The organism is Kitasatospora sp. NPDC086009 (assembly GCF_044540385.1).
Taxonomy (GTDB): Bacteria; Actinomycetota; Actinomycetes; order Streptomycetales; family Streptomycetaceae; genus Kitasatospora.
Genome location: NZ_JBITSA010000007.1, coordinates 1 through 12,390, shown reverse-complemented (window position 1 = coordinate 12,390; position 12,390 = coordinate 1). Strand labels below are relative to the sequence as shown.

Here is a 12,390-nt window from a genome sequence, read left to right as displayed (position 1 = left end):
CGCACGTCCCTCCGGCCCCCTTACCCCGATCGCAGGAGAGTCCCCACGATGACCGACACCGCCGCCCGCCGCATGATGGACCTGCTCATCGGCCCCTGGGCCACCCAGGCCGTGCACACCGCCGCCACCCTGGGCCTGGCCGACCTCCTGGCCGCCGAGCCCGCCACCGCCGCCGAACTCGCCGAGCGCACCGACACCCACCAGCCCTCGCTGACCCGGCTGCTGCGCTTCCTCGTCGAGCTCGACGTGCTGGCCACCGACGCCGACGGCCGCTACCGGACCACCGACCTGGGCCGCACCCTGCGCACCGAGGAGCACGGCTCCATGCGCGACCTCGCCCTGCTCTACGGCGACGAGTTCTACGCCGGCTGGGGCCAGTTGCTGCACACCGTGCGCACCGGCGAGAACGCCTTCGAACACGTCCACGGCGCCGCCATGTACCCCTACTTCGCCCGCACCCCCGAGCTCACCGCCCGCTTCGACCGGGCGATGGCCGCCAGTTCCTCCTTCTTCGAGCCCGTCCCCGCCCTCTACGACTTCTCCCGCGCCCGTACCGTCGTCGACATAGCCGGCGGCAACGGCGCCCTGCTCACCACCGTGCTGCGCGCCCACCCCGCCCTGTCCGGCGTCCTGTTCGACACCGCGCACGTCATCGAAGCCGCCCGCACGGAGCTCGCCGACTCCCCCGACGCCGACCGCATCGGCTTCGAGAGCGGCGACTACTACGAGAAGGTCCCCGCCGGCAGTGACGTCTACCTGCTCTCGCGCGTCCTGCACGGACGCGACGACGAGGCGTGCGTCCGGGTGCTGGAGCGCATCCGCGAGGCCGTCACCGCCGACGGCGCCCTGTTGATCATCGAGCGCGTCATCCCCGAGGACGGCACCCCGTCCCTGGCCGCCTGGTTCGACGTCCACATGCTCGCCATCGCCGGCGGCTTCGAGCGCAGCACCGCGGAGTACTCCGGCCTGCTGGAGCGGGCCGGCTTCACCCTCGCGGCGGTCCACGACCTGCCGCTGGACAGCCGCCTGCTGGTCGCCGAGCCGCGCTGACCCTGTACCCCAAACCCCGGACCTCGCCGTTGCCGCCCTGCCGGGCCGCGCGGACGCGGCCGGCGCCGGACGGACCCGCCTGCCCAGCCCTCCGGGGCCGGGCGGGCGGGCGTTCGCGCGTGCGCCGGGCCGGCGGGTCAGTCCGCGTCGGGCGACACCAGCGTCAACAGCCGGTGCGGCTTGGCCAGCGCGCGCGAGACCGGGTCCTGGCGCAGCCGGGCCTGTGCGCTCGGGCCCGGCTGCATCGTGATGTGCTCGGGAGCGACCACCCCGCCGCACACCGGGCAGGCGCCCAGCGGGTCGAGCCGCGTCCCGCAGGCCGCGTGGCTGAAGACCGTGCGCGGCCCGCCGCTGGAGGCGTTGCGCTCCCCCCACTGCGCCAGCCCGTAGATCGGCTGCCACAGCTCGCGCCCGGCCGCCGTCAGGACGTAGCCGTAGCGCACCGGGGAGCTCTGGTAGGGCTCCTTGTGCAGCACGCCCGCGGCCACCAGGGCCTGCAGACGGCTGGTGAGGACCGCACGCGGGATGTCGAGGTGAGCGAGGAAGTCGTTGAAGCGGTGGACCCCGTAGAAGGCGTCGCGGACGATCAGCAGACTCCAGCGCTCCCCCACCACCTCCAGCGCCCGGGCGAGCGAGCAGTCCTGCTGTGCGTAATCGGTTCCGAGCGCCATGCGGACCAGTCTAGCCGAAGGTTCCTTCACCGAACCCGGCGTGATAGATTCAGTTGAGTTCAATGAACAGACCTTAGATCGGACCCTCTCCCACCTCTCATCGCAGCGAGGACCACCCCGATGACGCCCAGCCCGCCGCCCCAGGGCCGCCGCCCGGCCCTCACCCTCTCGATCGCCGCCTTCGGCACCCTCCTCGTCCTCGTCGACTACACCTCCCCGCTCACCACCCTGTCGCCCACCGCCGCCGACCTCGGCCTCGGCTCCTCCGCCCAGACCTGGGTGCTCACCGGCACCCTGGTCGGCCTGGCCGCCCTGCTCCTCACCATGGGCAGTGCCGCCGACGACTACGGCCGCAAGCGGGTCTTCGGCGCCGGCGCGGTGCTGCTCCTGATCTCCACCGCCGTCTCCGCGGCCGCCACCGGCCCCACCGTGTTCCTGATCGGCCGCGTCCTCCAGGGCTGTGCCGCGGCGGCCGTGCTCGCCCCCACCCTCGGCCTGATCGGCCACGTCTACCCGGTCGGCCCCGGCCGGGTGCGGGCGCTCGGCATGTGGGGCGCCTCGGTGGGCCTGGGCATCGCCGTCGGCCCGGTCTACGCGGCGCTGCTGGAGCGCGCCGGCGGCTGGCGCTCGGTGTACTGGGTGCTCTCGGTGCTGTCCGCCCTGCTGATCGCGCTCACCGCGTACGGCTTGCAGGAGTCCCGCAACGACCGGCCCCGCAAGCTCGACCTGCTGGGCGTCGCCACCCTCGGCGCCGGTGCCTCCTGCCTCATCGCCGGCCTCGCCGAGGGCCGGCACGGCTGGGGCCGCACCCCCGTCCTGCTCCTGCTCGGCCTCGGCGTGCTGCTGCTCGTACTGTTCGTCCTGGTCGAGGCCAGGATCGCCGAACCGATGCTCGACCTCGCGCTGTTCCGCAGCCCCGGCTTCATCGCCTCCAGCGGCGGCGCGCTGTTCACCGGCCTGGCCATCGTCGGCCTGATGAGCTACCTGCCGATGGCCCTCCAGAAGTCCGCCGGGGAGACCCCCCTGGTGGCCTCCCTGGTGCTCGCGATCTGGTCCGGCCTGTCCGTCGTCTCCGCCCTCCAGGCCCGCCGCCTCGCCAACCGGATGTCCGCCACCACCCAGGTCGCCGCCTCCCTGCTGCTGTGCGGCATCGGCGAGGCCGCCCTCTACGGCATGACCCCCGACGGCTCCTGGACGCACTTCGCCCCCGGCCTGGTGCTCGCCGGCGTCGGCAGCGGCGTCCTCAACGCGGCCCTCGCCCGGCTGGCCGTCAGCAGCGTGCCCGCCGACCGCGCGGCCATGGGTTCGGGCGCCAACAACACCGCCCGCTACCTGGGTTCGGCCCTCGGCGTCGCCATCACGCTGACCGTCGCCGGCCAGGCCACCGACGACCGCGGGCCGCGCTACGCGATGGCCGCCGGGACCGACCACGCCGTCCTGGTCGCCGCGGTGCTGTGCGCGGTCGGGGCGGGCGTGGCCCTGTGGGCGCGCTTCGCCGAAGCCCGCACCCCCGCCGCCGCACCGCCACCCGGCGGCACCGCGGGCGGCGCGGGCGCGGCGGGCACCGTCCAGAGCCCGGCGGTGTCCCGTGGCTGACCAGCGCTCCGACCACGGCACCCGGCCCGGCGCCGCCCCGGACCTCTCCGCCGCCGGCTCCGTGCACCACATCAACGCCGGCATCCTGGTGGAGCCCGGACGCGGCCGGATCGTCGTGCGCGCCGGTGACACCGTGCTCGCCGACAGCCAGCGGCCGATCGTGGTCCTGGAGGGCCGCTACCCCGTCCGCTACTACATCCCGCCCGAGGACGTGCGCCGCGAACTGCTCGCCCCCTCCTGGGAGAGCACCTACTGCCCCTACAAGGGCAACGCCGTGCACTACGCGCTCGCCTCCCACGGCGAGGGCGGCTCCATCGCCTGGTCCTACCCCGTCCCGCTGAGCGGCATGGAGGCCCTCACCGGGCTGATCGCCTTCTACCAGGAACGCGTCGACATCGACGTCGAGCCCTCCGACTGATCCCGGGTCACCCCGGCGCCGTCAGGCCCGCCCCCACCCGGGGGCGGGCCTGACGGCGTCTCACACCGGCGACGGCGCAGGGCCAAGGCGCCTGGCTGGTGCCGAGGCCCCTCCTGATCCACCGGGGGATCCCGCCGGCTACGGCTGCCCGGCGAAGTCCAGGACGGTGACCGAGGGGCGGTGGGTGGCCAGCGGCGGGACGGTGAGGGCGAGCGGGAGGAGGACCCCGAGCAGGCCTCGGGCGCCGACCGGCCGGACGTCGCGCACCGCGGCCACCGCCGGACTCGCGGTGCGCAGCCCGCCCCGCTCGCGGGCGTCCATCGCCCACGGCATCGGCGGCGGCTCGTAGTCGTGGGAGCGCATCCTCCCGGTCAGGGTGAGCCGGCTGAACCAGCGCGGTACGGCGTCCAGCACCAGCGAGCCGCCGGGGAAGCGTTCGGCGCAGCCCGCGATCAGGGCCTTCACCCGGGGCGGCGGGAGGTACATCAGCAGGCCCTGGGTGGTGATCAGGACCGCCTGGTCGCGGTCCACCTCCTCGGTCCAGCCCAGCTCGGTGGCATCGGCGGCCAGGTAGCGCTGGCGCGGGCCGGGCGGGAGCAATTGCTCGCGCAGGGCCACCGACTCGGGCAGGTCCACGGTGAGCCACCGGGCCCGCCCGTTGTCGACCCGCCAGTACTGGGTCTCCAGCCCCTCGCCCAGGCAGACCACGGTGCCGCGCGGCTCCCGGGCCAGGAAGTCGGCGACCTCGCGGTCGAAGCAGGCCGCCCGGAGCGCCTGGAGCTGGGCGGACAGGGCGCTCGCGCCGAAGCGCTCGGCGAAGGGGAAGTCGATCCGCTCGACCAGCTCGACGGCCTTCGGGTCGTCGAGCACGGTGTCCGGCCGCCGGGCCTCCACCGCCCGGTGCCAGAGCGTCCACAGGGCCGTCTCCGGTACTTCCCCCAGCTCGGGCCGCTCGCCGCTGCTCATCACGCGCTCCCTCGGACTCTCGGACGTGCTCCTGGCTCGGACCCGCCGATTCTGACACCGCGGGGCGTGAACCAGGGCGCGCGGCGCTCCGGCGCGCCGGGCGCGCGGCAGCCCGTCAGCCGACGCTGAAGGCGCCGTCCGGGGGCGGCGGGGAGTCCGTCGCCGCGGCGTCGGTGACCGCCGCCGTGCGGCCGGTGAAGGCGGCCAGGTCGGCGCCCTCGGTGAGCCGGGCGGGGAAGATGTCCGCGGCGAGACGGCGCGAGAGGTCGGCCACCGGGAGCGGACCGGTGGAGCCGGCCAGCAGGATGTTGCCGTAGCGGCGGCCGCGCAGCACCGGCGCCTCGGCGATCAGGCAGGCCTCCGGGAAGACGGCGCGCACCGTCGCCGCCTGGGCGCGGGCGAAGGCGAGCGGCGGGCCGTCCGCGAGGTTGGCGGCGTAGCAGCCGCCGGGGCGCAGCGCGGCGGCCGCCAGCCGGAGGAACTCCACCGAGGTGAGGTGCGCCGGGGTGCGCGACCCGTGGAAGACGTCGGCGACGACGAGGTCCAGCGAGCCGGCCGGGACGGCCGCCAGGGCCGCCCGCGCGTCGCCGACCGTCGTCGTGATGTCCGCCCCCGGGCCCTGCCACGGCAGGTGCTCCTCGACGAACGCGAGCAGCGGGCCGTCGACCTCGGCCACCCGCTGGCGCGAGCCGGGGCGGGTGGCGGCGAGGTAGCGGGGCAGGGTGAGGGCGCCGCCGCCCAGGTGGAGCACGTCGACCGGCCGCCCGGCGGGGGCGAGGGCGTCGACCAGGTGGCCGATCCGCCGGGTGTACTCGAACTCCAGGTGGGTCGGGTCGCCGAGGTCGACGTAGGACTGCGGGGTGCCGTCGAGGGTCAGCAGCCAGCCGCCGTCGCGGTCGATGTCGGGCATGAGCTTGGCGTACCCGAGGTCGGTCGCCCGCCCGACCGGGACCGGCTCCTCCTCGTGCGGGCCCGGCGGGTTCATCCGGACGCCGGCAGGTAGGCGCCGAGCCAGCGGTCGAGCTCGGTGAAGACCTGGGTGCGGGCGGACTCGCCGGACAGCACGAGGTCGTGCATGCCGTCCTCGATCCGCACGATCGTGACGTGCCGGCCCAGGCGCGGGCCCTGGGCGGCGATGTCGTCGGCCCGCAGCACGGCGTCGGCGTGGTGCAGCCTGGCCTGCCAGGTGGTGGTGGCGATCGAGGCGGTGGAGGCCATCAGCAGCACGGGGACGTCGATGCCGAGCCCGCGCCGGACGCGGCGCTGGCCGCGGTCGATGGCGGCCAGCCAGCCGGCGTAGAGCGGGAAGCCCTCGGCCGGCTTGAGGCCCAGGTCGAAGTCCCATTCGCCGCGGTGGTCGCGGTGCAGGCTGTGCACGTAGTGCGGGTTAAGCGTGGAGGGCAGCTTGCGGGTGGCGGCGAGGCGGCCGAGGGCCTGCACGGCGGGGCCGCCGAGGGTGCGGACGGCCGGGGCGGCGGGCATCGAGAGGAACGGGCTGTTGAGGAAGAGTCCGTCGACCACGCCCCGCCCGGCGCGGCGCCCGGCCCACAGGGCGGTCACCAGGCCGCCGGTGGAGTGGCCGTTGACCAGCAGTTCGCGGTGCCCGTCGGTCTCCCGGACGACCCGCACCGCGGCGTCGAGTTCCTCGTCGTAGGCGGCGAGGTCGCGGACGAAGTTCGGCGACTGGTGCGGGCGCAGCGAGCGGCCGTACTTGCGCAGGTCGAGGGCGTAGAAGGAGAAGCCGCGCTCGACGAAGTGGTCGGCGAGGTGGGTCTGGAAGAAGTAGTCCACGTACCCGTGGACGTAGAGCACCGCGCGGTCGCTGCCCGGGACGAGCCGGCGTACCAGGGTGGCGCTGACGGCGCCCTCCTCGTCGGGGGCGAGCGGCAGCTCGACCGCCTCGTAGGGGGCACCCAGGATGTCTTCTCGGAACTCCATGTCCGCCGTACCCGTTCTCTGCTCCGCCTGCCGTGGCAGGACCGCCCATCCGGAGCACCGACGATACCGGCCAGTAGCTCCGCCCTGCTCGGCGGGCGCCGCCCCCGGGCGCGGCGAAAGGTTCGGCGGACCGCGCCGGCGGGCCTCGCGGCGGGGCCGGACCGGGCCGCTCCGCCCCCCGTGCGCCTGCTGTGCGCCCGCGGTTCTGTGGCACGCTGCCCGGGCCACTGTCACCTTCCTTGCCCGCGAGGCGAGTTGAGGAGCGAACATGCCGCACGGAGACCATCCGCAGCCGGGCCACCACGACCCCTCCCTCTACCGCACAGCGGCGGAGGCGATCGCCGCACCGCCGGAGCGGCTGGCCTACGTCGCCGGATTCGACCGGTCGGCGCAGCGGCCGGACGCGCTGATCACCGTGGACACCGATCCGGCCTCGCCGAGCTACGGCCGGGTGCTGAACTTCGCCGAGCTGCCGGGGCTCGGTGACGAGCTGCACCACTTCGGCTGGAACGCCTGCTCCAGCGCGCTCGCGCACGCCTGCCACCGGAACCCGGAGCGGCGCTACCTGCTGCTGCCCGGGCTGCGCTCCTCCCGGCTGCACGTGATGGACACCCGGCCGGACCCGGTGCGGCCGCGGCTGGTGAAGACCGTCCCGGCCGAGGAGCTGGCGGCCAGAGCGGGGTACTCCCGCCCGCACACGCTGCACTGCGGGCCGGACGGCGTCTTCCTGTCCTGCCTCGGCAGCGGGGACGGCGCCGACGGGCCGGGCGGGGTGGCGCTGCTCGACCACACCACCTTCGACGTCCTGCGGGCCTGGGAGACGGAGCGCGGACCGCAGCACTTCGCCTACGACGTCTGGTGGCACCTGGGGACCAACGTGGGCGTCACCAGCGAGTGGGGCACGCCGTGGATGGTCGAGGACGGCGTGGTGCCGGAGCTGCTGCTGGGCCGCAAGTACGGGCACGCGCTGCACTTCTGGGAGCTCGACTCGGGGCGGCACCTGCAGCGGGTCGACCTCGGCGACCAGTACCAGATGGTGCTGGAGCTGCGGCCGGCGCACGACCCGCAGGCGGAGTGGGGCTTCGTCGGCGTGGTGGCCAACGTCGAGGACCTCTCCTCCTCGGTCTGGCTCTGGTACCGGGAGGGGGCGGCCTTCACCGCGCGCAAGGTGATCGAGATACCGGCCGAGCCGGCGAAGCCGGAGGACCTGCCGCCGGCGCTGCAACCGTTCGGCGCGGTGCCGCCGCTGGTGACGGACCTCAACCTGTCGGTGGACGACCGCTGGTTGTACGTATCCGCCTGGGGCACCGGGGAGTTGTTCCAGTTCGACGTCTCGGACCCGTTCCACCCGCGCCCGGCGGGCTCGGTGCGGCTCGGCGGGGTGGCCGCGCGGACGCCGCACCCGGCCGAGCCCGGCCGACCGCTGAGCGGTGGCCCGCAGATGGTCGAGATCAGCCGGGACGGCCGGCGGCTCTACCTCACCAACTCGCTGTACGGCGCCTGGGACGACCAGTTCTACCCGGACGGCATCGAGCCCTGGATCATCAAGCTGGACGCGGACACCGAGGCGGGCGGACTCAGCGTCGACCCGCACTTCTACCCGCACGGCGCGGAGTTCGGCGGTCTGCGGGTGCACCAGACCCACCTGGCGGGCGGCGACGCCTCTTCGGACTCCTACTGCTTCCGCTGAGGTCGGGGCCGGGGCTCAGCGCCGCCCCTGGAGCGGGCCATGGCGGTCACGGGCGGGCGGCAGACCGGTGGCGGCCGGCCGCGGGTCGCATAGGTCCTCCCCGGGCAGCGGCGTGCCGCGCGGCGGGCCGAGCCGCGGTGCGTCGCCGACGGCGGTGTGCTCGACCAGGGCCTCGCCGACGCCGCCCGGACCACTGCGGCGCACCTCGAACTCCACCTCGTCGTCCGCTTCCCCCGGCGGGCAGCCCATCGCGTACTGCCGCCAGCTGTGCGGCGGCCGCGGGTGTTCCACGGTGCCGTACTGGCCGGCCCGGCCGGACCGGGCCCACCGGCCTCGTCGGGCCCCCGTGTTCAGGACTCCCGACCCCGCCGTCCGCACCAGGGGCGGCACCCTGACGGGCGCGGCGTCCCGCCTCCGGTGCTCTCCCTTCACCGCAGGCGGGACGCCGCGCCGTCGCCGGCCCGGCTCAGGCTCCGGCCGGGCCGGCCGCTTCGCCCCCGGTCGCGCGGCGCAGCCGGCGCCGGCGCGGGGGCTGGTCGGGCAACCACCCGAAGGTCAGGCAGGCGCCCACCACTCCGAGGATCATGCCGATCAGGAAGCCCCCCAGGTTGGAGGTGACCCAGCTGGCCAGCGAGCTGATCACCGCGAGCACGGAGTAGAACAGCCGCTGGGCCGGGTTGAACAGGATCAGCACGCCGCAGATCGCCATCACGGCCGGTACCAGGTAGCCGGCCATCCCCTGCATCCCGATGTGCAGGATGACCGGCAGCGGTGCCTTCAGCGTGAAGAGGACCTCGGCGCCGCCCAGCAGCACCAGCAGACCGCCCCAGAACGGCCGCCGGCCCCGCCAGGCGCGCCAGCCACGCCCGGTGTGCGCCGGCCCGGCGGGACCGGGGGCCGCCACGGGCGTCCACGGCGGTGCGGGCGCGACGGCCACCGTGCTCGCGGCAGCGTCGGAAGCAGCGGAAGCACCGGAAGCACCTGGAGCAGCGGAGCCACCGCCGGCACCGGACACCCCGGCGCCGACGGCCGCCCCGGCCTCCGCGGCATCGGCGCCCCGCCCGGCCGGGCCGGCGCCGTCGGGTACAGGACCGGTCACCGTCAGCAGCCCTCCGAGCTGAAGCTCAGCCGCAGGTGGGGGAGCTTGAACGCACCCGCGGTGGTGGCGTAGTTGTGCTGCCGCAGGTTGTTGATGGTGACGGTGTCGGCCTGTTGCCCGAACACGCCCGGCAGGCCCTGGACGCCCGCCTTGGTGTAGGTGCTGGCGTCCCCGCCGATCTCGATGTTCTTGAAGGACGCGTCACCGGAGAGCATGTCCGAGTCGGTGGTCAGGTCGGTGGCGGTGACGGGGGTGCCGTCGTCGCCGGCCTTGATCAACAGATTGATGCCGCCGAGGTCGACGCTCTGGCAGAGCTTGGTGAGCTGGGCCTGCTTGATCGCCGAGACGGCGACCAGGACCTGCCCGCCGGTGTCACCCTCGTTGGGGCTGCCCTCGATCATGTGGTCCAGGCTGCCGAACTGTTCGAAGCCGACGCCCTCCAGACTGTCCGCCGTGACGGTGAACGGCATGCCGGAGATGGCGAACTGGGCGGCGAGGACGCCCTGCGCGGTGAGGGTCATCAGGACGGCGCCGGCGACGACGGCCGGTACCGCCATCAGGGCGGTGCGCCGGAGGCGGACCCGCCCTCTCGACTCGGCGGGCGCGTCGGTGCTTTCGGGCGTGGGGGCGGCGTCATCGGACGTGGCCATGTGTGCTCCCTAGGGTGGTGGGATGTGCAGGCACTGGCACGTTGTCCTGGCGCGGACAGCGTTCTGCGGTCCGGCCGGGTGGGCCGCCCCTCGGCAGCGGGGCGGGCCCGGTCGGACCGCAGATGGATTACTGGGAAGCTACTGCCCAGTAGACGGCGGGTCAATACGGGTGCACGAAGGATCATCGTCCGCGACCGAAGGGCCCGCTTCCAGGGCCGGTTCCGAAGCCGGAACGGGAGCCGGGACGGGAGCCGGGACGGGAGCCAAGGCAGGCGCCGGCACCAGGTCCTGAGCTGCGGCCAGCCGCCGGGCGGCCTCCTCCGGACCGAGGAAGGGCGCCAGGCAGAACAGGCTCAACATCGGTAGTTCGGCCGGGAGTTCGCCGGTCCGGCCGGCGTCGACACAGCGGTAGAGGGTGCTGTAGACGCCGCCGACCACCGCGTCCACCAGCGGCTGCACCTCGACGCCGCACGGCAGTGGGGGCACCTCGGCGAAGAACGCCCGGAACCGGGTGAGGAGTTGCTCGCGTTCACGGCGGCCGGCCGGGCCGACCGACTCCACCTCGATCACCGCCATGGTGGCGAAGGCGGGGACGCGGGCCAGCAGGTCGAGCATCGCACGCAGGGCGTCGTGGATCCCGGCGCACCAGTTCGGGGCCGCCGCGAAGGCCGCCGCCATCCGCCGGATCACCACGCCGGTGCCGTGCCGGTGGGTGGCCAGGAAGGCGTCCTCCTTGCCGCTGAACAGCTCGTAGAAGACCGGCCTGGTCACCCCGGCCGCGCGGCAGATGTCGCTCACCGTGGCCCGCTGGTAGCCGTGCTCGGCCACGGTGTGGACCAGCCCGTCGAGCAAGCGTTCCCGCTGGGTGGCGGCGACCACGCCGGGGGGCAGCCGGCTCGGGCCGCGCTTGATCGACCGCGCCGGGTCACGGCCGGTCCGCGCCCCGGGCAGCAGCAGTGCCTCGGCACCGTGAACGGCATCCAGGTCCATCGCCAACTCCTGTGCTCAGTATTGACATTGACGCAAGGGCTGGTTTACAACACTCGCAGGTTTCCAATCGAACGGCGCTGAGCCGACGGAAACCTCCACGCGTTCCGACTGTTCAGTATGGCGAACGCATGCCCGGCGGTGGCAGCCGTCGACGTGCACCACTCAGGCACCTCATCGCACGGCCCGCACCGCCGCGATCCCCCGCACCACCGCACCTCCCGCACCTCCCGCACCTCCTCGCCGGACGGCGGGGCCCGTGGCGCCGGGCCCGCCGACGGCACCGGACGCGTGTCCGCAGGTTCTCAGCACCCCCACTCCGCTCCACCCTGCCGCGTGCACCGCGGCAGCTCCCGCCGCGCGATCCCAGCGCGAATCCGCGGGCTCCCCCACCCAGCTCGTACGGAGAGAGGCACCCTCATGCGCATCAGCCGCACCCTCGGCGCCGCGGCCCTGGCCGCCGTCGCCCTGGCGACCGCAGCCGTCACCCCGGCCCAGGCCGCCGGTTCAGCCGTGCTGACCCACACCTCCGTCGGCGGCCCCGCCGTCGCCGTCGGCGACGTCCTGACCGCCAACCTGGTCCCCGGCAGCTACGCCACCTTCTACTCCAGTGCCACCGGCACGAGCGGCATCAAGTGCGCCGTCTCCGCCTTCTCCGCCACGGTGACCAGCAACCCGGCGGCCCCGGGCGTGGCCACCGAGAGCCTCAACAGCCACACCTTCAGCTCCTGCACCGCGAACGTCATCGGTGTCACCGGCGTCAAGAGCATCACGGTCAACAACCTGCCGTACACCAACTCGGTCAGCGACGCGGCCGGCAACCCCGTGACGCTCAGCCCGACGGCGGCCGGTCCGCTGCAGACCACGGTCGTGCTGAACACCATCCTCGGTACCACCACCTGCGTCTACCGCGCGCCCGGCAGCATCTCCGGCACCACCGACAACACCGGTCAGACCATCGGGTTCGCCTCCCAGGCGTTCGCCAAGGTGTCCGGCCCGAGCACCTGCTTCGCCACCGGCTACTTCACCGCCACCTACGGGCCGGTGATCGACAGCTCGGTCGCGGGCAACCCGCACGTCTACATCAACTGACCCTCTGCGCACAGCAGTAGGCGGGAAACGACGGGGAGCGGGGGGGGGGGGGGGGGGGGGGGGGCGCCCCCCCCCCCCCCCCCCCCCCCCCCCCCGCCCCCCCCCCCGCCCCCCCCCCCCCCCGGCCCCCCCCCGCGCCCCACCGCCCTGGAGTCTGGAGTACGGATGTCCGCCGAGAACAGTGCCACCCGTGCCACGACCGGCCCCGCCGAGACCCATGCGCCCGGCCCGCC

The 12,390-nt window shown here is 74.5% G+C and carries 13 protein-coding genes; 5 read left to right on the top strand and 8 right to left on the bottom strand.

From position 1 onward, the window contains the following. Positions 1 to 48: 48 nt before the first annotated feature. A complete protein-coding gene (locus ACIF6L_RS18800; protein ID WP_359807987.1) occupies positions 49 to 1,050 on the top strand; it encodes a methyltransferase in 1,002 nt (333 codons plus the stop codon). Positions 1,051 to 1,187: 137 nt separating this feature from the next. Here the strand turns inward: ACIF6L_RS18800 and ACIF6L_RS18795 are convergent, their stop codons facing one another. Continuing rightward, a complete protein-coding gene (locus tag ACIF6L_RS18795; protein WP_329486093.1) occupies positions 1,188 to 1,721 on the bottom strand; it encodes a helix-turn-helix domain-containing protein in 534 nt (177 codons plus the stop codon). A 120-nt stretch (positions 1,722 to 1,841) separates the two neighbouring features. Between ACIF6L_RS18795 and ACIF6L_RS18790 the strand changes: the two genes are divergently transcribed. Further along, positions 1,842 to 3,317: an MFS transporter gene (locus ACIF6L_RS18790; RefSeq protein WP_352292942.1), complete on the top strand. Its 1,476-nt coding sequence runs from the start codon at positions 1,842 to 1,844 to the stop codon at positions 3,315 to 3,317. After that, the gene (locus ACIF6L_RS18785; protein ID WP_359837582.1) at positions 3,310 to 3,735 is read left to right on the top strand and encodes a DUF427 domain-containing protein; all 426 of its coding nucleotides are present in this window, start codon (positions 3,310 to 3,312) and stop codon (positions 3,733 to 3,735) included. The genes ACIF6L_RS18790 and ACIF6L_RS18785 overlap by 8 nt, the downstream gene beginning before the upstream one ends. Before the next feature lie 138 nt (positions 3,736 to 3,873). On the opposite strand, the gene ACIF6L_RS18780 is transcribed toward ACIF6L_RS18785, so the two are convergent. The 3 genes from ACIF6L_RS18780 to ACIF6L_RS18770 all read right to left on the bottom strand — a co-directional run bounded on the left by ACIF6L_RS18780 (position 3,874) and on the right by ACIF6L_RS18770 (position 6,639). Continuing rightward, entirely contained in the window at positions 3,874 to 4,701 is an 828-nt protein-coding gene (locus ACIF6L_RS18780; protein ID WP_352292938.1) for a class I SAM-dependent methyltransferase, read from the bottom strand. 115 nt (positions 4,702 to 4,816) lie between these two features. Continuing rightward, the gene (locus ACIF6L_RS18775) at positions 4,817 to 5,686 is read right to left on the bottom strand and encodes a spermidine synthase (protein WP_396486431.1); all 870 of its coding nucleotides are present in this window, start codon (positions 5,684 to 5,686) and stop codon (positions 4,817 to 4,819) included. Further along, complete coding sequence (locus ACIF6L_RS18770) at positions 5,683 to 6,639, bottom strand: alpha/beta hydrolase (protein ID WP_352292934.1); 957 nt, start codon at positions 6,637 to 6,639, stop codon at positions 5,683 to 5,685. Before ACIF6L_RS18770 ends, ACIF6L_RS18775 begins: the two co-directional genes overlap by 4 nt. A gap of 268 nt (positions 6,640 to 6,907) precedes the next feature. On the opposite strand from ACIF6L_RS18770, the gene ACIF6L_RS18765 reads away from it, so the two are divergent. Continuing rightward, entirely contained in the window at positions 6,908 to 8,329 is a 1,422-nt protein-coding gene (locus ACIF6L_RS18765; protein ID WP_352292932.1) for a selenium-binding protein SBP56-related protein, read from the top strand. Between the two features lie 15 nt (positions 8,330 to 8,344). Here ACIF6L_RS18765 and ACIF6L_RS18760 read toward each other — a convergent pair whose 3' ends face one another. The 4 genes from ACIF6L_RS18760 to ACIF6L_RS18745 form a co-directional block, all read right to left on the bottom strand. After that, a complete protein-coding gene (locus tag ACIF6L_RS18760) occupies positions 8,345 to 8,620 on the bottom strand; it encodes a hypothetical protein (RefSeq protein ID WP_396486432.1) in 276 nt (91 codons plus the stop codon). 175 nt (positions 8,621 to 8,795) lie between these two features. Beyond that, positions 8,796 to 9,233, bottom strand: a complete 438-nt coding sequence (locus ACIF6L_RS18755) for a DUF6114 domain-containing protein (RefSeq protein WP_396486433.1) — start codon at positions 9,231 to 9,233, stop codon at positions 8,796 to 8,798. Positions 9,234 to 9,430: 197 nt separating this feature from the next. Next, positions 9,431 to 10,078, bottom strand: a complete 648-nt coding sequence (locus tag ACIF6L_RS18750; protein ID WP_352292928.1) for a DUF6230 family protein — start codon at positions 10,076 to 10,078, stop codon at positions 9,431 to 9,433. A gap of 138 nt (positions 10,079 to 10,216) precedes the next feature. Further along, a complete protein-coding gene (locus ACIF6L_RS18745) occupies positions 10,217 to 11,068 on the bottom strand; it encodes a TetR/AcrR family transcriptional regulator (RefSeq protein ID WP_396486434.1) in 852 nt (283 codons plus the stop codon). A gap of 417 nt (positions 11,069 to 11,485) precedes the next feature. Here ACIF6L_RS18745 and ACIF6L_RS18740 point away from each other — a divergent pair, with 417 nt between their 5' ends. Beyond that, positions 11,486 to 12,157 (top strand): Tat pathway signal sequence domain protein, encoded by a 672-nt coding sequence (locus ACIF6L_RS18740; RefSeq protein WP_359808001.1) that lies wholly within the window; start codon positions 11,486 to 11,488, stop codon positions 12,155 to 12,157. Positions 12,158 to 12,390: the final 233 nt, after the last annotated feature.